Genomic DNA, 20,525 nt, shown 5'->3' on the forward strand with positions numbered 1-20,525 from the left:
AAAATTGTGCCAAATTGTTATATTTAGTAGGGGTTTAGGTGTGTTTGCATTGGCTTACATTTTAATGCATTGCATTGATACAAGATTGAATATATGACACTTTTAAAACTGCCAATTTTTCAATGACATTTTGTAACTCTTTTTCTTTATTAGCTATTACAGAAACTATTTTAATGTATTTTTTCAATTCAGAATTAGCAATTGGGTTTGATTTTAACCCTTTTTTAAGCGTATTTCTGCAATCATTTATAGAAATAAACGGAATAACACTTCCTTTTAAATAATAAGCGTAAAAACCGCCTATTTGCAACATCATTGATAAATGAAAAAGTGTATTTTTTTCTTCATCAGTTTGCAAAATGACTACAAAACAGTTTGGACACGGTTTTTCAAGTGGCTTTCCACTATTTAAACCTTTATTTAGAATAAAAAAGTGCGGTTTCGCGTAGGTTCTTCCGCTTCGGTGCGTTTTCATTTCAAAAATTGACATAGTAAGGCATTTAAAATTTATGCTCCGCTACGCTTCGCGCATATTAATTTTGAAACAAAAAGAAAAAAGAAAGCACGAGTGTGGTTGTGTGGCAAAGGCTGTCAAGTTTTTTGAGAAAAATATTTTAGAGATATAATTAAAAGGCTATTGATTTTTAGCCTTACAACTTTGACACCTAACAAATAAAAAGTAAGAGTTATTAAAATATTTTTTTCAAAACCTATAAGGCTTGAACTTTATAGCCTATGTGTGGCTGGTGAAGGAAACAACCGATATTTGCTATCTTTTTTATTTTTTTTTGTAACGTAAATATTCTATGATAGTTTTTACGAATGTTTGTTGTGTAGTGAATGGGTAGTTTATTAATTTGTAGTATGGTAATACTGCTATTAACTGAACTACGCATTTTTACTTTAGCAATAACTTATTGATTTTTTGAGATAAAAAAAAAGCAATGTGTTATGCGGTTTGATGTTCGTATTTATGTGGCTGGAAAGCGGCTATTTAACATAATTGGGTTATAACTACAGCTTGGGTGATGTGGTTGGTGGAGCTGCTGTATTATAACTGCGTGTTATGTTAACATAGCTTGGGTGAGTTTAGGGTTTTATGATTTAATAATAACTCAATAGCTTATTGCAGTTTGGTTTGATTTTATGAAAAACAAAGCTGTAATATACTATTACCTTAAAGACAAAAAAACGCTAAACCTATTAGGTTGTAAGTTTTTTTAAATAACTATGTTATTATATTATAGACGTAATATAGATTAATTTTTTATTGTAAGATTGTACTAGTTCTTTAATAAATTAATTAAGATTGATTTAGTGGTTTTTTTAACCTTAACAGGAACCATTTTACCCCAACCTTTGATAATTTCAGAATTACGACAATCAACATTTTTAAAATCACCAATATAATAATCAGCTTCATTTGTGCATAAAATCAATAATGGAATATCAGGAAAAATATCAGAAATAATTTCTTTAAATGAAATACATTGACCTATACCAATATAACCAACATCATTTTTTATAAAGTTTTTTTCTTCTAAAAACAGCCTTTTTTCTGTCAAATAAAAATCTATATCTGTGAGTGCAAAACCTTTACCCATATTTTCACGAAAAAACCGACTTAAAGGTGTAGATTCTTTACTACCTAATGCAAACGAATCCAAATATTTACATTCAGTTAATTCTATAATTCTATTTTTGAATTTACTATATGTTAACACTCCTTTTTTACCTGTTTTTATATTAAAGACAGAAATAGACTTCCTTGCTTCATCAAAGGATACATTAATAACTGAAATATTCGGATTTATTTGTTTCAATATATTTTCATAAACATTACTGAAAGTACCTTCAATGATCACTAAATAACGTGAATCTTTATTATTATTTATTGATTGGCGACAAGTAACAACCCAAATATTAGCGATAAAATCAATGTTGTTTTTTATTAAAATAGGTTCTAATAAACTATTTCTCGATCCAAATTTTTCTTCTTTTACTTCTTCCATTATATCTTTTTTGATTGCAATTAAGCTTCAAATTCTAATTCATTTAAAAATAATAAATCAACATATTACTTAACAACCTATATTTTAGCACTAAAAATTTGAATGCATATTATACAAAAACTATAAAGAGTTTAATTTTTCCACAAATACTTCTTCTCTATTAGCTTTGTTATAGAATGGCATACCAATCAATTTGTATTGTTGACTTTCATATAATTCAATTACTGCTTCTTTTTCTATTTCTTGAAGAAATTGTTCTTTCCATTCATCATTGTACAGTAAATGATCTCCTTTTGGCTCTATGAATAATTGATAAATAACCTCATCATCTGAATTTTTATCTGTCATATATAATACAAAGTCTGGTTCTGTTGCCTTTGCATCACTAAACCTATATAGCTTGAAAAATCTTTCGTTTCTTAATAGATATATATCTTTAAATTTTTCTTTTAAATCATCTATATTATCGTGAAAATACTTTACTAAAAACTTTTCTTCTGACGAACCAAAATTTTCATTGTAAGCATACCAATCTGCTTTATTAAGGTCTACAAAATATTCTTGTGGTATATCATTACGCATTGTTGGTTTACCTGTTTCTGCTGTTGCATTTTGATTTACGGAAAACGCTAATTTCTTATTCTTAAAATACTTTCGTAATGGTTCTCTATAGAATGATTTTGTACCTCTATAATCGCCAAACTTGGTTGATATTTCGTTTGCTATTTTAGTAGCTACACTTATAACAATTTCTAATTTTTGATGTGCTGATAAATTATTAGTATCTTTTTGTAAACCTGTTACTTCAACTGTTATACCACCAAAATACTTTTCATTTGTAATAAAATCATTCATAGATTTTACACTTGGGAAAAACTTTCTAATATTACTAAAATGATAAAAAGGAATTTTATTTAAACCTTTTTGAATAATGGTTTTATCCCATACAGAAAACAAATGCTTATTTGCATAATTTGCTTGTACTGTATTTTGCTTTACTCTGTTGTTATCTAATATAACGGTTTGAGCTGACCTATTTGTTTTTAATGCGTAGGTATGCTTTTTTACAATAGTTGGCTCTTGATATTCTAATAATGTTTTAGGGTTATTTTTAACCTTTTTATTTAAGAATATAAAACCGCTTTTATATAATGCTGTTTCTTTAAATTCATCTTTAAGAATTAAATCTACTTCTACTTTTTCTTCAGGAAACATTCCTATTTCACGAAGTGCGTTGTTTAATTCAGTAATATATCTTGGATTGTGAGAACAATGGTAATGCAAAGTTTCGCAAAAACGCATTATGTTTTCTATATCATTATCATATTTACGTTTGTCTAATTCTTGATTATCTTCTAATTGAAACGGATAATACCTTGCACCTCTACCAATTAATTGTGCTTCTGCAACTGTTGTTTTACCTGGTTTATTTCCTGTTGCATCCCTTGTATCATATAATCTAACAATATCATACAAGTTTAAAACATCCCAACCCTCATTTAGCTTATCTACTGCAAATACTGCTCTGTATTCGTTATTATTATCTTCAAGACTATTTATTACAATTTGTTTATCGTCTGTATCATTTTTAGAGTTTACAGATACTATTTTATCTTCTGTGAAATCTTCTTTTATTTCATCTATTAAACCTTGTGACGATATATTTAGCTCTTTAAAATAGGCTATTGCTCTATCTAAAATTGCATTATCTAATTTTATAAGATTCTCTAATTTAGCAACCGTTAAGTTTCTTATTTCATTAATAAATGCCTTTTCCATTTCAGCACTTTCTGTAGTTGTTTTAGATTTAAACATTACTACTGGTTTTGCTAAAATACCTTTTGATGCAAATATTTTCTTTTTAAACTGACTTATTAAAACCGCAACAATAGCGCGTTGAATAGGTTGATAATCTACTTGATTGGTTTGTACTTCTTTTGAATAGCCATCTTCTCTAAACTTTGCTAATGAATAATCGTATAATAATTTATCTGCATATTTTGATGCTATATTAGGATGATTGAGGTCTAAAGTAGCTGTAAACTCCATCATAACATTGTTTACGTTACTTCTTAAGATACGCTCAACGGTATATTCCCAACTTGTAAAGTTTTCTTTTTCACCTTTACTTAATTTCTTTTTGGTAAGTGTGTTTATATGATGTGCTTCATCGCTAATTAAAACAACTTGTTTATTTAAAAAATCATCAAAGGTGATACTGTTTTCTCTTGGAGTATTTAGTTTAGTATGTAAGCCTTGAATCGTAGAAAATAATATACTAATATCATCTGCATTAGTGGACTCAAAACTTTCTACTTCTGTGATATTTACATTTACACCATCTATATTAATTTGTTCATTAAACAGGTATTTAGTACTGTTTGGGTTTAAGAAGTTTTCTTTTGTTTTACGGATAATAGTATCAGTATTTACAAAGAAAATAAAGTTGCGATAACCCATTTTATACAACTCTAACATTGTACCTGACATAACCAATGTTTTACCAGAACCTGTTGCCATATGAAACAACACCTGCGTAGGTTTAGCTCTTAAACGTGGGTTATTTATGTAATAGATAAAGTGTGTAAACGCTTCTACTTGATAAGGACGTGGCGCAAACTTTAGATTATTTTTAATAATTGGCGATAGCTCTGCGATTAAATCACCATCATCTATTTTAGTAGCAATACGCTTGTCTAAACGCTGAATAGTTTCTTGATTAAATAAACTCATACCAGCTATTATTTTTTATAAAATGAGTAGTTTAACGCTTTATCTTCATTACCAATATTGAAACTACCATCTTCAATTTCGCTAAAGTTTACATACAATTGGTTTTTATCTAATACTTCAATTAAATAGTGCTGCATAGTTTCTAAAGAAGCTGTTTTAAAAGCGTCTAAATTCTTATTAAACATATCTTTATTAAATTGGTAGGATATGAATGCTTTGTCTTGTATTTCTATCCACATAGTTAAAATATCCTCTTTAGTTTTAGCCTTTTGTATTTTGTCTACAAAGTATTGATTGTATTGCATTAATTCTGCATATACAAAAGAATCATTATTAATGACTTTTTGATTCCTTTCAACACAAATATCAATATGTTCATCCAATTGTTCAACTAACATAAACTTCCTGTTGCCACCGTCCTCTTTATTCAACTCTAAAACAGCGTGTGCGGTAGTACCACTACCTGCGTGGAAATCTAATACAATATCATCTTTTTTTGATAATAATTTTAGAGTATCAACAACAGTATAAAGGGATTTAGGAAAACTAAAACCTTTTCTACCTATTATCTTTTCTAATAATCTTATACCATTGTGATTGGCATTATATTTTTTATCATTCCATATGGTAGGTACTTTTTGACCTTTGTCAACCCTATATTTTTCATAAATTACTAATGAATCTTTTTCTTTTGCAGGTACTAATTCCGTAAGTTTTTTTTCTGTTGAGTTTTTTGAAAGTTTCCAAGTTCTTTCTTGGCCGGTTGAAGTAATTGGATATACTTCATAAAAACCTTCTTTGTAATTAAGACTTAATTGAGATAAATCTTTACTAACAAAAATTGGGTACCAAAAGTTAGACTTATTAATTCTTAAATTAGCATCACCACCACCTACTCGAATAAAGTTTTTTAATTTATACCTGCCTTTCTCATCTTCTTTATCAAATGTTTTTAAAAAATCCTCATTTAATACAACATTATTAAAAGCTGCAAACTCATTATTCTTGCAATATATTAGCATAAAATCATTAACCGTAGAAAAATATTTTGCTTGATTACGCCCCATTGGATTATTTACAACTGAAACAATACCTAACCTATTTTCTTGACCAAAAATTTCATCAGCTAAAGTAATTAGATAACCTAATTCATAGTGGTCGATTGCAATAGCAATAAAACCGTCTTTAGTTAATAATTTTTTTGCGATTGTTAATCTGTTTTTCATAAATGTTAACCACGTAGAATGATTAAAAGTGTTGTTATAGGTAAATATGTTAGCGTCACCACCAGTGTTGTATGGTGGATCTATATATATTAACTTAATTTTTTCTCTATGTGTTTTTAACAAAGAAGAAATTACTAATAAATTATTACCCTTTAATATAAGGTTTTCATCCCCCTTAAAGCCAGTTAATTTATACTCACCATCCCTATCGTATTTTTTAAAGTTCGTAAATGCTTTAGCGTCTAACAACCTATCTACATTATCTGGTGCAAGTGTTTCATTCCAAAATATTTCGTTTCTTTTTTGGTCTTCTTTGGTTTGACCTCCCTCTAAAACACAGTCTTTATGAGGCCATACTAATACAACATCATTTTTGGTTTTTATAAAATTATCATTAGTATCGTTATTAATTGCTAATCCTATTTTGTTTTTAAAGGCTGTATAACTATCAGGAAGAAAAGATTTATTATTTACAAACCTTTGAAACTTAATTTTATCGAATACTAATACATTTTCTACTTCTTGGAAGAAATGCTTTTTAAACGTATCGCTTTTTATTAATAAACCTATAAGAAATGGTTCTACTTTTAAAGCTGCTTCTATTATTTTATTTTTATTTAATTGGTTATCTACTACTAAATTATCTTCGTTTTTAAGTAGTTCTATTAGGTCTTGTTGTAAATTTTGCATTAATAAGATGATTTATTTTGAATAACAATTTTTAAAGGTTAAAATTAGCGTATATATTTATAACAACAAATAAATGCTTCTTTAAATTACAACTAGCAAGTTTTTATACTATATTTGAATATGAATAAGGTTATTTTCATAGGTAACCTTTCTTTTTCATAGCAATTTTCCACCACTTGGTTTTTTAATTAAGTGGTGGTTTTGTTTCATCTCATTTTTACCCCTGTTTTAGGGTATATTACAAGTTGTAAAACATTAGTTTTTTAAACTATAGTTTACTTGGTTTGTAATTTTATTTAAAATGATATTTTGAAAGTTGTTATTCGACTTCACTTTTACTAACTTATTGTATGTTATTCTGTCTTTTTTAAAAGATTCTGTATGCTGGTTTTGTACACTCTTTTTTATAATTGGATTTTCCATATAAGCAATTAGCTTTTTCTCTTTTAAATTACATTCAGAATAATCTATTATTGTTGTTGTCTGAATCATTTTATACCTATCTATTAACATATTGCATAGCTTATTGTATTTTTCTTCATTAATTAAATCTGCGACATTCTCTATACCAATGTTGTTTGTTTTGTTGTTAAAAAACTTTGTTTTAGCTTCAATTTCGTATCTGAAATATGGTTTATTTAAGCTAAAATTATCTTTAGATTTTACTTGAAAGGTTTTGTTATACCCTTTAATATAATAGTCTGTTAAATGAAATTTAGCTCCATATACTTTGTTTTTGTCTTGCATTTGCATTGGTGACTTACCTTGATAATACAACCATTCTCCATATGTTTTTTCTGCATTTTCTTCAAAGACAATACCTATAGCTACTTTTGTAACTATTGCTTCGTAAACATTAAAAGGTAATAATTTGTTTAACCTCTCAAATGCTTTTACTACCTGACTGTATGAAAACGATTGATAATTATTATTCATATAAAACTTTTGTAACGAGTTTTTAAGGTAGATTTTATCATATTTCAGCACCAACTTTAAATTATTGATATACGTATAATAGTAACTTAAATAACCTTGATTATTAATTACTGGTTGCCAACTTAAACCTCTCCACAAATAGGGTTCATTTTTTAAGACTTTAAAGTGATACGGCAATTTTTTTATTTGATACTGAAAATTAATAGTATCGTAAGACATTTATCTTTTTTTATTTTTAAATGCCTTGTTGTAATTTTTATCTAATAAGATTTTTACATCTTTCATACTGTAGTAGATTTTACTACCTATTTGAGAAAACGAAACTACACCTTCATCTCTCCAAGTTTGTGCAGTTCGTTTACTAATATTCATTAGCTGTAAAAACTCTTGATTGTCTAAAAATACTTCTTGTGGTTGTTTTTGTTTTTCTTCTAGTTTCTTGTTTAGTTCATCTAAACGGTTAACTAATTCACTGTACTGTTCTGTTGTTAAAATTACTGCGTTCATTTACTTACTTTTTAATGGTTAAACATTTAATTATGAAGCAAATGTGAGTAAAACAATAAAGCAAAAACAGTTATACAGGGTTGTACAACCCTGTGTTAAACCCCTTAAAACATTGATGATTTTAAGGAAAAAATTATTTGATTTTTTTTATTTCAGCTAGTAAAGTGCGCAAATGTTTTTCCCAAAATTCAGCTGATTTAGGTTCTGGTGAGTTAAATAAATTTCTTAATTTATTGGTGCTTATATCCGAAGATTTTTTAGTTTCAAAACTATCTGAAATGAACCTATGTAATTCCGCTTCTGATTTCAAATCAAATATATTAGGCTTTAAGTCTTTTAATAGTTTGAATAACAATGCTAATTGAGGTACAGATAGATTTGTTTTAATTTTATTTTTAAGCAATGAAGGATTTTGACTTTCTTCAATTTTTTTTAATTCACTATTTGTTATACGTTGAAGCTCGTAAATTGAATAAAACTCATAGGGAAAAAGAAGTCGTTCTTTATCAATGTAGTATGTTTCTTTTGCATCTACATTCCCATCTATTTTTTCTAGAATTTTATTTTTTCTTAAATAACCTTGCTTGATTAAGTCTTCTTTTGAATACCCATTATCTTCTAATTTTTTTAAAGCATTATCAACATCTTCAGTAGAAAAGTAACTTTCGTGCAAGTCTCTAGCAGTGAATAAATAAAATTCAATATCATTTTTAAAATATTCAAGAGCATTCTTATCCATTGCTGTTTTCTCTTTAACAAACTGATAAAGTTCTAAATAAGTATAATTTGAATTTTTAATATCATTTAACAATTCATTAAAATCTTTAGGTGATTCCTGCTCTTCAATATCTTGTTTAGGCTCAATATTTACAAAAGTTTCCTCTATTAATTCTCTATGTAATTGTTGGTACATTTCTGCAATAATATTTCTTTCTTTTTCAATAATATTTTCTGTAGCTTTTAAAAAAGGTTCTGTTGTATACGGTTTTAATTCTTCAGGTATTTTTATTTTGGTTAAATCGGTATCATATATCCTCCTAGTTAAAGCATTAAACCTATACCAATCTTTCTTCATAAAAAAATTAAAACTCTCATCTAAAAGCTCGAAAAGAAAGGCTTTTTGAGGATGTGTGAAATTCTCAAATACAATTTCTAACCTAACTTTTTTAAACGCTTCATTAGGTTTTGAAAATACTGATTTGTTATAGTAATTATTGTCATATTTACTATCAATAACCCATAATATATTTGGAAATAATTTATTCGCATAAGTCATTGCTTTACTTTTTATTTCCATTTTTTTACTTTGTCTGTTCATAGCTTAATTTATATATTTATCTACTGCATTATCTAATTCACTATTAATTATTTTAGCATATACCTGTGTTATTCCAATATCGGAATGATCCATTAATTTAGATACGTGTTCTATTCTCATACCATTATTTAAAGCTCTTGTTGCAAATGTGTGCCTACTTACGTGGAACGATAGGGAAAAGGGTAATTCTAATTGTTTCCCCATTTTAGTTAAGTACATATTACTTAATCCCATTGCTTGTCTAACTACTACAGCTCTATGTTCTCTATCTTTAAAATATTCTTCATCAATATTAGCAAATGGAAATATTATATCGTTATCACTTATTCTTGATTTGTAATATTTATCTAAAATATCAATAGCTTTTTTACCTATTTTAATACTATGCTGTCTATTTGTTTTACGTATTTCTTTAGTTATTTTATGGTCTTTAATATTGTAATTGCTCCATTTTAATTCGATAACATCACCAAACCTTAAACCACCAGCAAACACCGAAAACACAAACATATCCTTTATAATATTTGCTTTGGCTTTATCTGAAACTTCTAAATTAATAAAAGCATCTAATTGCTCTTCTGTTAAATATAGTTTTGTGCTTTTTGCTTTTTTGACTTTAAATTTAGCAAAAGGAAAATGATTTAAAGGAATTAAATCTTCTCTTTGAGCTTCTTTAAACATCAAATTAAGAATCTTTAAAGAAAAATTTATAGTTGTGTTGTTATTACCTAAAGTTGTGCTACAGTAACCAGCATAATCTTTTAAAGTTGTTACAGTAATATCATCAAACATTAAGTCTTTATGTCCTACGAATTTTTCAAACTTTTTAAGGTAGTTTTTGTAATTTTTATAAGTTGATAAGGCTAAAGTATCTTTTTGCTTTTCACAGCGGTTATAAGAGTATTCAAAGAAGTTTACTAATGGTTTTCCTTTTATAGCTTCTTTTAATTTTCTTGCTGATGTAGATTGATTTTTAGTTTCTAAATCTGCTATTTGTCCTTGTGCATCAGCAACCTTTTGAGTAATATATTTGTTTAATCGTGTTGAGTTACTATGATTCTTTTTTACTTTTTGTTTTGCTTCATCCCATTCGTTTGGCTCTAATTTTAAGCTTAATGAAATAAATTTTGTCTTTCGGTCTTTTATTACTCTTAAAAATAATGGCGCTTTTCCAGACTTATCTACTCTATTTTTTCTTAATATTACTTTTATTGAAGACATAATACATTGATTTAAAAGGGGTGCAATGAGCTGCAAACCAATAACAAGGTACAACATTTGGTACAACAAACAATGCTTTTTTATGTATTTTATTGCATTATTTTACTTTTTGAAAATCAATAAAAGCCTTATATAGTAGGGTTTATAGCGTATTTTAAAGAAATAGAATATAATAACTAGACAACAACTGGTATATTTTATAGCTTGGTTTTAGCACACTTACGAAAATCCTCTCGGATTTTCTTGGTCAGTAATTATTCACTAAATTAGTTGCTTAAACACGCCACAAAACATACCAAAAACCGTTGCAGGTAATATCGCGAAAAATGAAAAATTGCTTTATAATATTAATTTCGTTACTATTTTTAAGTTGTTCTAATAATGAAAAATTAGAAGGATTTTGGTATGGGAAAAATAATAATTCATATCCAGTTTTAATAAAGTTTGATAAAAATTCATTTATTGATTATTCAGCTAAATATGATACTCTAAAATATAGGTATTCTAATGAAAAATTAGTCATAACAAATGAATTTAACGAAAAACACGAAGTTAAAATAAGTTTCGAGAATTCTGAATTATTTTTTATAAATCCAACTACAGATTCAATAATTCAAAAATTTAAGAAAAGAAAATCTGACTATTTATTTACTGACATTATAAATGAGAAATCTTTGAAAGTTAATTTACCCGTTGGTAATGGCGTTCAAAGAAAATTTGGAGAAATCAACTTGTTCGAACCACTTTACATTACGTATGAGAATAATAATTTAGTTGCAAATTTCAGAAACATTACAATTCCAATTGATAAAGGTTTTTATAAATTTTTAATAAAAACTGCAAAATATAAATTCGATGAGAAAAATTACTTTAAGATATTATTTTTAGCAGATAAAAACATAAAAATTCAAGATTTTGAATTAATCAAAAAACAGATAAAATTAGCAGATTATAATAGAATTGAACTCATTCTTGAAAATGACAAATATGAATATATTAAAAGTTTTCAATTAAGACTTCCTCCATTGCTAGATAAAGACTTGAAAGAATACGGTATAAATTCAAAGGAATATATTCTTCCACCAGCTCCTGCAAAGTTTGACATAAACCACAGTTTATTAATTGAGATTGGAAAAAGTAGTATTAAAATCAATAATAAAACAATAAATAAAAATGACCTAAAAAAGACAATTCAAGAGAAACTAACAGCTGATTCAGAATTTAATGTCTCATACACATTTACAGAAAATGCGGTTTATCAAGATTATATTTACACTTTAGATATTGTTTATAATTCGATTATTGAGTTACGAAAAGTTTATTTAAAAAATAAATACAATATTGACTATTACTCAACTATTTATGATGATAGAGAGAAAATAAAAGAATCGAAAGAAAAATTTAGATTTATCTTTTTTAATAATGATAATTCGATACACTAAAATACTACCTGCAACAACTGGTATATTTTATAGCTTGGTTTTAGCACACTTACGAAAATCCTAAAGGGATTTTCTTGGTCGGTAATTATTTACTAAATTTATTGCTTAAACACTCAACAAAACATACCACAAACCGTTGGGCGTCATTATGAAGAAACTATGGAAATTGATTTGACAGAAATAAAAACATCTAAAGAGTATTTTCAGAAAGTCTGTAATGAAATAGGAAAAAAATATGAATCTAAAGGATTCAAATACCTATCTTCAAGACCAAAAATCATATATAAAGACACAGAAATTAAGTTGGAAATTACATTTTGGTCAAGTAGAACAAATGAACTAGGAAACTATATTAATTTAGAAATTCTTCCAAACTTTCATTCAATAGAATTGAGAAAGAATAAAAAAGGATATTTATTTGGACATACTTCAATATTTACGAAAAAATATCTTAAAGACAAATCTAAAATTAGAGTTAATCAGATTTACGGAGAAACTTTAGAAAGAACAGATGAATATTCGAGAGAATCAGTCATTTACGACAATAATAATTGTAATGTAAATGATTTTAACGAATATAAATTGAATAAAATTATTGAGTTTATTGATTCTAAAATTATTATTTGGATTGAGAAAATTAAAACGGAAGAAGGGATATTCGAATTAACAGAAAATATTCCTGATTCAGTGACTTACAATTTAAGAGAAAGTATAAATTTCATTGAATATTGTAAGATTAATTTTCCAAAAATTGATATTTTAGAACGATTAAAAAATTAACGAACGCCCAACAACTGGTATATTTTATTGTTTGGTTCAGGCACATTTACGAAAATCCTAAAGGGATTTTCTTGGTCAGCAATTATTTACTAAATTTATTGCTTAAACACTCAACAAAACATACCACAAACCGTTGCCAGTAATTACTGGAAAAAAATGAAATAAATACAAAAAAAGATATGAAAAGAATACTATGGGTTTTACCTGTTCTAATTTTATTAAGTTGCAATGAAACTAGAAATAACAAAACGAAAACTGAATCTGAATTTAAAATAGATTTTGATGCAACAAAAATTTCGAATTTTACAATTGAGGAATCTGAATTTTCAAGTGCAAAAGCTTTAACTCGAAAATTATCTGATTACTCAACTCAAGAACTTAAAGATTTACCAAAGTTTATTAGATTAACAATGTCAATTGTTGTTCCGTATGATATTTCAAAAGAAAGCATTGAAAACACTTTAAAATCAATCGTTTATGAACAGTCGAAAAAAAATAAAGATATTGATGAAATCGTAATATTTGCTTACGATGACAAAAACGATATTGGAAAAGGATATACTTATGGAAAATTACTTTGGTCGCCAAATGCAAAAACTGGAAATGTAACGCCTGAAATCGCAAAAAATAATATAAGAACGAATTATAATTTTGAGATAATAATCAAAGACAAAGTTGGAAAAGTAACTAAATCTGATTTGCCAACAAAAAGAGAATTAGAAATCTACAACGAAATTATGAGCGAGAAATATTGGGATATGCAAGAAGAGCAATCTGAACCGATTATAATGAAAAAATTTAAAATAAGTAGAAAAGAGCTTAAAGAAATCTGGCTGAAAGTTGCAAAACATAAACAATAATAACTACTGGCAACAATGCGTTTATTTCATTGCTTAATTAGTTCATCGTACGAGAATCCTTTTAAGTTTCAAATGAAAAAGATTTTTAATTAACTTTGAACTAAACCAACGCAACGAAACCAAACTCTAACCCGTTGGCACAAATACGAAAAATGAACTTTATGAAAAAGAAATTCTTACTAGAACAACCTCCAATAACGAATAAATTTCGATTAATTGTTGATGACATATCCGATAATAATAATTATGGGTTTACAAATGATATTGATAAAATCGAGTATAATTTAAATATTATGGGTAATGAATTTAAAGATAAATTCGATTTACATAATTTATTCTCTGACAAAGGAATGACTTCTGTTTTCCAATTAGGTCGATTTATAACAATATTGGAAAGAAATAAAGAAAAAACTGAAGGGAGAATGACTTTTTTCGATTTTGATGTTGATGCTGACGTTAGTGAGATTAGATCTATAATAGAGCAACAGTTTTCTGAAAACATAATTAAAGAATGGTTTAGAGTTTATTATTTGATTTCATCTGATTTTTCAGAATTGGATGATTTAATTGAATTAGTCCGAGTTGAACCGTTTTGATTCCAAAATGAAAATAGTCTTTTATAAGAATTCTTATTTTTAGATTTATATTCGTCAAGTATGAAAATTGATTTGATTTGCATAATAATTTGATTTATAATTAATAAAATGATTAAAAAAACTTGTGCCAACACCGTACAAAATCAATTGCTTGGTTTTAGCTCACTTACGAAAATCCTCACGGATTTTCTTGGTCAGTAATTATTTATTAAATTAGTTGTTTAACCAACGCAACTAATCTTGTACAAACTCGTTGGTGGTAATTAAAACCGAATATAAATGACAGCACAAGCATTTGAGAAATTGATCTATAAAAATGAGGAACATAAAATTGCGTGTGAACCTCTTTACAATTATTTAGTTAAAACAAATAAAAATCCGTTTGCTTATAAATCTACAGACTGTAGTAGAGGTTATATTGGAACTTGGAAAATCGAAAACAAGAAATTGTATTTAATAGATTTAATTGGTTTCACAGATAATGAAGATGTGGGTATAGAATCTCTCTTCAATGAAAAAAAAATAGTTTTTGCAAGTTGGTTTAGTGGTGAAATGAAAGTCCCTCAAGGAGAAAGAATTCAATATAGTCATCGAGGTCACTTTTCAGTTTTCGAAAAAGATTTAATTTTTGAGTTCATAAATGGAGAATTAATTGGTCAAAAATTAATCAATAATATGACCAAAGAAGTTCAAGAAATTGATATAAATCAAATTGAAAAGGATGATTTAAAAAATAAAATCAATCAAGCTAACCTTTTTGAGCTAATAGAAATGCTCAATACTCCTTTAAAAGAAATGGCTGGTAATGATTATTTAAAGTATCGTGCCGAAAAAATCAGCGAAACTCATACTGACTACATAAAAGTAGATATAAAAAATTGGAATTATCTAGAAAAAGAAAAGCTTTTTATAGGAGTATTAAGAGGTATCAATCATTTCTATTTCATCATAACAAATAAGTCCAAAATGCCATTAAGCGGATTTAACAGCGTGATGAATGCTATAGGTGGAGAAAATCATATATTTGTTAATAAAAAATCGATTAAATGGTTTGATTTTGATGTAAAAAGCAAATTGAAAAATCAAGGAGTAATTTTTGAGGATTTAAAGACATATACTAACGATTATGTTGATTATGATTATAATGATCGATACAATGATAATAACTGGTTGATTGATGCTTCAGGAACAGACGACCCAGAAACTATGAATGATGTATATTGGAATTTAGATTAGATTTGTTAAATACCAACTAATAATTATATGCCAATAAATCATATTTTTCGAAAATCAATAGATCAATTAAAATCTAGTCAAACAAACTATTTTTTAAAATATGAAAGTATTTTAAAATGGCATAAAGAGAATACAAACTTATATAATAAATCAATTAACAATTATTCTTGTTCAATTCACGAACCAAAACTTCCTTGTTTCTGTGAAAAAAGAAAGGTTGATTGTCTTTTTATTGATATATATAAAGAACTTTCTAAATTAATAGAAAAAGAGAATATTTTTAAAAAAACTGTTTTAGAGTTTAATTCACTAAAAAATGATACTACGAAAATTTTAAATTGGAAAAACGAAAATAAAAGAATTAATTTTAATACTTATATCAACGAGAAAGGATTAATTATTCGATTAAATGCAAGTAAAAAAAATGACACCTATTTAGAATTTATAATGCGAATAAAAAAAGAAGAACTAATTTTTCATAAACAACTGAATGAAATATTTCAAACTATATAAAACTACCACCAACACTTGGTATAAAAAATTGCTAAATTCAATAAAATAGAATGTTTCTAAAACATAAATAACTTAAATTTAAACATTGGAAAATTATGTTTTCAAAAACGCAACTTTCCATACCACAAACCGTTGTACCACATTGTGACCCGTCCTGAATAAAGGCTACATAATTTTAAACATTATGTATAAAAACGACAAAGTAACCAGACGTTACAGCGAACCATTCAAATTAAAAATTTTAGCCGAACTTAGTACTGGAAAGTATAATAAGTATCAACTAGGTAAACTTTACGGTATTGCTTGTTCTACAATCAATGAATGGATTAAAAAGTATGACCGTAAAGACCTTATGAACACAAGAGTTATGGTAGAAACTAATGATGAAATATCAAGAATAAAAGCATTACAAAAAGAGATCAATCAACTTAAGAAACTGCTCCTTAAAAAAGATATGGATGGACTTATTGATGATGCATATTTAGAAGTTGCAGCTCAAAAATTAGGATATAAAAGTGTATTGGAACTTAAAAAAAAACTAAGTATCAAGCCTTAATCATTGCTGTAGTAAAATCCAAAGGATTTACGTCTATTTCTAGGGTATGTAAAGGTTTTAACTTAAAACGAGATGCTTATTATAAATACAAATATAGAGCCAATAGGAGAAACAAAGTTGAACAACAAATTATACATATCGTTAAAAAAAGACGTAAGTCCTTACCCAGAGAAGGTGTGCGTAAATTAATGAAGTCTCTAAATAACGACTTTGATAAACAACATTTAAAAGTTGGAAGAGATGCCCTATTTAAAGTGCTTAGAGAGCATAATATGCTAACATTAAGAAAAAAATATAGTTGTAGAACTACAAATTCATACCACAGATTTTATAAGTATAACAATATGATTAAAGACATAGAAGTGACAAAACCGAATCAAGTTTGGGCTTCTGATATAACATACATCAGAACCTTAAACGGATTCTGTTACCTGGCTCTAATTACAGATATGTACTCAAGGAAAATTGTAGGATACGACCTTAGTGACAGCTTAGAACTTAAAGGATGTGTGAGAGCGCTTAATAAGGCTTTGTATAAAACAAAAAACATTAAGGGACTCATACATCATTCTGACAGAGGAATACAATACTGCAGTAATGTATACACTCAAATACTCAAAAGAAAAAAAATTGAAATTTCTATGACTGAAGAAAATCACTGTTACGAAAACGCACTAGCGGAAAGAGTAAACGGAATATTAAAAGATGAATTTTACCTTGACCAAACCTTTATGGATACTGATCACGCAAAAAGAGCCGCAAAAAATGCAATTAAATTATACAACGAAGTAAGATTACACTTATCTTTAAACTTTAAAACACCAAATATGGTATATAAATTAACAGCGTAAATTCAATTTTAACCTGTAGCCGTATTTTAGGACTAGACAGTTATGAAAAGAAATATTAGATGATAGATTTTAATCCACCAATTAAAGAACGAGGTACGAATGATTTATTGAAAATTGTAGGAACTCCGAAAGATTGGAATCCTGAAATTGTTAAATTGGCGGAAACTGAATTAAAGATTCGAAAGGTCGATAATGAAAAGATAAAAACAGCTAAACATCTTTCAAAGAAACGAGAGAAATTTAAAAAATCAAAGAAAGCAAATGAAAGCCTTCTTTGGGATTTTATCGGAGACCCATTTTCCACAATTATCGTGATTTTATTCTCATGGGAATTAAAAAAAGATGGATATGATAGAAAAGCGAAAGAACAAAAGATTATTAGATTGATTATATTTTCAATAATAATATTGATTCTCGGAATGATTTATCTTGATTTAATATAAACCTACATACAACAACTCATATAATTTATGCTTAAATTTGAACTAGTACAAACGACAAACATCCAACAAACGATTTGCTACGTCCGAAAAATCTCCGATTTTCCAGTCGCACAAATCATATAAAAACACGTTAGCAAAAATGGACGACGAGCCACAGATTGAAGAAAAGTTCTGAAAAATATTGATAAACTAAAACGAGAAATTCCAGGTTGATTTTAAGAAAAAATACGCTGATTAAAATTGAAACGGAATGATTTGCCACTCAAAACGATTTGAAAGTTGAAACGAAAAACTCATAGAAACGCAGAATGAAAAACTGCACGAATTTGAGCAATGAAAACGGAAAGATTTGCCACTCGAACCGAATAAAAAAGCAATTACAGATTTGAGCAACGAAACTCGAAAAAGTTTTTAACGACAAATTCTCGTAAAATGAGAAATTTAAGAATCTAAACAACAAAAAGATTTGAGTAGCAAAACGCTGAATGAGAAAAAAATTGAATGGAAAAAAGAGTAACAAAATGATAAAAAACCACTTTAGCTAACATTGGGTTTATTTCATTGCTGGTTTATTCCACGTACGATTAACCTCTGAAGTCCTAAATATTTTAGATTTTTTATTAACTTTGAGCTAAACTAACGCAACGAAATCAAACCCTAAACCGTTGCAATTCATTGTGCGACGATACTCAAAACGAAAAAAAAGTTCAGAAAAATATTGATTAACTAAAATGATAAATTCCAGATTGATTTTAAGAAAATAAACTGATTAAAATTGAAACGGAATGATTTGCCACTCAAACCGATTTCGAAAATTGAAACGGAAAAAAAATCATTGAAACTCTAAAAATGATTGAGCAATGAAAACGGAAAACTCATTGAAACGCAGAAAGATTAACTGTACGATTTTGAGCAACGAAAGCGGAAAGATTTGAGCAAAGAAACTCGAAAAAAAATTTTTAAAGATTAATTTTCGTAAAATGAGAAATTTAAGATTTAAAAAATAAAAGGATTTGAATAGCAAAACGCTGAATGAATATAAATTGATTTGAAAAAGGATAAATAAAATGATTGAAAAACAACGAAATTGCAACACTGCATATAATTCATTGCTAGGTTTTTGTCGCTTTACGACAAAATATCTTAAATTTAAACTTTGATTTCATTTACGATAAGTCTTACGACTTTTTCGCAACGAAATCATATTCAAAATCGTTGGCTAAAATAAGATGAAAATCTGCAAAACGGAGAAAGGTTCTTAAAAAGATTGATAAACTAAAACGAGAAATTCCAGATTGATTTTAAGAAAAAATACGCTGATTAAAATTGAAACGGAATGATTTGCCACTCAAAACAATTTGAAAGTTGAAACGCAAAAACTCAATGAAACGCAGAATAGAAACTGTAAGAATTTGAGCATCGAAAACGGAAAAATTTGACACTCAAACTGAATAGAAAAGTAATTACAGATTTGAGCAACGAAACTCGAAAAAGTTTTTAACAACAAATTCTCGTAAAATGAGAAATTTAAGAAAAAAATAACAAAAGGATTTGATTAACAAAACGCTGAATGAGAATAAATTGATTTGAAAAAAGATAACAAAATGATAAAAAATTACTTTAGCCAACATTGGGTTTATTTCATTGCTGGTTTATTCCACGTACGATTAACCTCTGATTTGCCAAATGTTTAAGTTTTTTAATTAACTTTGAGCTAATCCAACGCAACGAAATTAAACCCTAAACCGTTAGGGCACATAATGACAATACTCTAGTTATGAAAAAGACATTCTACATTCTAATCTTGATTTGTTTTGTGAGCTGTTCCAAAAATGAGAACAGTTTGGACTATGAGAAAGAAGTAATGATTCAAATTCTTCCAAGCGTTGTTGATTCTATTTTTAATGATTGGAGAATATCGAAAATTCCAGAACCTTATTTTGAAAAAGGGATATCTGACAGTTTGAGACTTGAAAAGTTAAAAAGATACGAAAAATCTCTAGCTGAACGAGAAAAGAGAATAATTGAAATTAAAAATGATACGAGTCGAATTGTAATTGCCATTATAGATACGATTTATGCTGAATCTCTTTTAAAAAGTTCAGAAAGGATAAAAGACAATGGAATAGAATATATTTTTGATTCAATTACTAAAAAGATTGAGTATAAAATAGATTTGAATAATTTTAAAGAAAATGAAAAGTTCAGATTTAAATATAGCTCGGAATTTCCGAAAGGAAGAAAAATATTTAGAACCAAATATCCTTTTTATTTTGGAGGAGCAATTTCCTTTTCAAGAATAGTTTTTGATAAGGATAAAAAATATGGAATAATGTCAGCAGGAATTGCATACGAAGCTTTGAATGGTTATGGATTTAGGATTTACCTTAAAAGAGGTAAAAATGATAAATGGATTATTGATAAAATAAAAGGAACTTGGATATCATAAATTACGATGCCCTAACATCATATATAATTCATTGCTACATTTTGTCGTTTTACGACAAAACATCGTAAATTTAAACTTCGATTTCCTTTTTGATAAGTCTTACGACTTATCGCAACGAAATCATAATATAAAACCGTTGCCCACAATAAAGAAAAC

General features: G+C 27.3%; 18 protein-coding genes. 10 read left to right on the plus strand and 8 right to left on the minus strand.

All coding sequences use genetic code 11. The features are described 5' to 3' along the window. Nucleotides 1-61: 61 nt before the first annotated feature. The 8 genes from R3X25_RS11660 to R3X25_RS11695 all read right to left on the minus strand — a co-directional run bounded on the left by R3X25_RS11660 (nucleotide 62) and on the right by R3X25_RS11695 (nucleotide 10,643). Entirely contained in the window at nucleotides 62-490 is a 429-nt protein-coding gene (locus R3X25_RS11660) for a DUF6943 family protein (RefSeq protein WP_317675001.1), read from the minus strand. Between the two features lie 793 nt (nucleotides 491-1,283). After that, the gene (locus tag R3X25_RS11665; protein ID WP_317675003.1) at nucleotides 1,284-2,012 is read right to left on the minus strand and encodes a hypothetical protein; all 729 of its coding nucleotides are present in this window, start codon (nucleotides 2,010-2,012) and stop codon (nucleotides 1,284-1,286) included. Nucleotides 2,013-2,132: 120 nt separating this feature from the next. Next, nucleotides 2,133-4,745, minus strand: coding sequence for a DEAD/DEAH box helicase family protein (locus tag R3X25_RS11670; protein ID WP_317675005.1), 2,613 nt, complete (start codon nucleotides 4,743-4,745; stop codon nucleotides 2,133-2,135). Nucleotides 4,746-4,753: 8 nt separating this feature from the next. After that, nucleotides 4,754-6,661: a site-specific DNA-methyltransferase gene (locus R3X25_RS11675; protein ID WP_317675007.1), complete on the minus strand. Its 1,908-nt coding sequence runs from the start codon at nucleotides 6,659-6,661 to the stop codon at nucleotides 4,754-4,756. Between the two features lie 255 nt (nucleotides 6,662-6,916). Continuing rightward, nucleotides 6,917-7,816, minus strand: a complete 900-nt coding sequence (locus R3X25_RS11680) for a hypothetical protein (RefSeq protein WP_317675009.1) — start codon at nucleotides 7,814-7,816, stop codon at nucleotides 6,917-6,919. After that, the gene (locus tag R3X25_RS11685) at nucleotides 7,817-8,104 is read right to left on the minus strand and encodes a helix-turn-helix domain-containing protein (protein ID WP_317675011.1); all 288 of its coding nucleotides are present in this window, start codon (nucleotides 8,102-8,104) and stop codon (nucleotides 7,817-7,819) included. Nucleotides 8,105-8,237: 133 nt separating this feature from the next. Next, on the minus strand, nucleotides 8,238-9,422 hold the full coding sequence (locus tag R3X25_RS11690; protein ID WP_317675013.1) for a hypothetical protein: 1,185 nt from the start codon (nucleotides 9,420-9,422) through the stop codon (nucleotides 8,238-8,240). Nucleotides 9,423-9,425: 3 nt separating this feature from the next. Next, nucleotides 9,426-10,643: a site-specific integrase gene (locus tag R3X25_RS11695; protein ID WP_317675015.1), complete on the minus strand. Its 1,218-nt coding sequence runs from the start codon at nucleotides 10,641-10,643 to the stop codon at nucleotides 9,426-9,428. Between the two features lie 326 nt (nucleotides 10,644-10,969). Here R3X25_RS11695 and R3X25_RS11700 point away from each other — a divergent pair, with 326 nt between their 5' ends. From R3X25_RS11700 to R3X25_RS11745, 10 genes are all read left to right on the plus strand, one after another. Continuing rightward, nucleotides 10,970-12,085, plus strand: coding sequence for a hypothetical protein (locus tag R3X25_RS11700; protein ID WP_317675017.1), 1,116 nt, complete (start codon nucleotides 10,970-10,972; stop codon nucleotides 12,083-12,085). Nucleotides 12,086-12,244: 159 nt separating this feature from the next. Further along, complete coding sequence (locus tag R3X25_RS11705; RefSeq protein WP_317675019.1) at nucleotides 12,245-12,865, plus strand: hypothetical protein; 621 nt, start codon at nucleotides 12,245-12,247, stop codon at nucleotides 12,863-12,865. 179 nt (nucleotides 12,866-13,044) lie between these two features. Next, a complete protein-coding gene (locus R3X25_RS11710) occupies nucleotides 13,045-13,725 on the plus strand; it encodes a hypothetical protein (protein ID WP_317675021.1) in 681 nt (226 codons plus the stop codon). A gap of 161 nt (nucleotides 13,726-13,886) precedes the next feature. Next, entirely contained in the window at nucleotides 13,887-14,321 is a 435-nt protein-coding gene (locus tag R3X25_RS11715) for a hypothetical protein (RefSeq protein ID WP_317675023.1), read from the plus strand. Nucleotides 14,322-14,600: 279 nt separating this feature from the next. Continuing rightward, entirely contained in the window at nucleotides 14,601-15,557 is a 957-nt protein-coding gene (locus tag R3X25_RS11720; protein WP_317675025.1) for a hypothetical protein, read from the plus strand. A gap of 27 nt (nucleotides 15,558-15,584) precedes the next feature. Next, nucleotides 15,585-16,070: a hypothetical protein gene (locus R3X25_RS11725; RefSeq protein ID WP_317675027.1), complete on the plus strand. Its 486-nt coding sequence runs from the start codon at nucleotides 15,585-15,587 to the stop codon at nucleotides 16,068-16,070. A gap of 184 nt (nucleotides 16,071-16,254) precedes the next feature. Next, entirely contained in the window at nucleotides 16,255-16,626 is a 372-nt protein-coding gene (locus R3X25_RS11730) for a transposase (protein ID WP_317674967.1), read from the plus strand. A gap of 2 nt (nucleotides 16,627-16,628) precedes the next feature. After that, entirely contained in the window at nucleotides 16,629-17,477 is an 849-nt protein-coding gene (locus R3X25_RS11735; protein WP_317675069.1) for an IS3 family transposase, read from the plus strand. Nucleotides 17,478-17,536: 59 nt separating this feature from the next. Continuing rightward, nucleotides 17,537-17,920 carry a hypothetical protein gene (locus R3X25_RS11740; RefSeq protein ID WP_317675029.1) on the plus strand — a complete coding sequence of 128 codons (384 nt, stop codon included), beginning with the start codon at nucleotides 17,537-17,539 and terminating at the stop codon, nucleotides 17,918-17,920. A gap of 1,843 nt (nucleotides 17,921-19,763) precedes the next feature. Further along, nucleotides 19,764-20,369 carry a hypothetical protein gene (locus tag R3X25_RS11745; RefSeq protein WP_317675031.1) on the plus strand — a complete coding sequence of 202 codons (606 nt, stop codon included), beginning with the start codon at nucleotides 19,764-19,766 and terminating at the stop codon, nucleotides 20,367-20,369. The last annotated feature ends 156 nt before the right edge of the window (nucleotides 20,370-20,525 follow it).

This window comes from Lutibacter sp. TH_r2 (assembly GCF_033101135.1).
GTDB lineage: Bacteria > Bacteroidota > Bacteroidia > Flavobacteriales > Flavobacteriaceae > Lutibacter.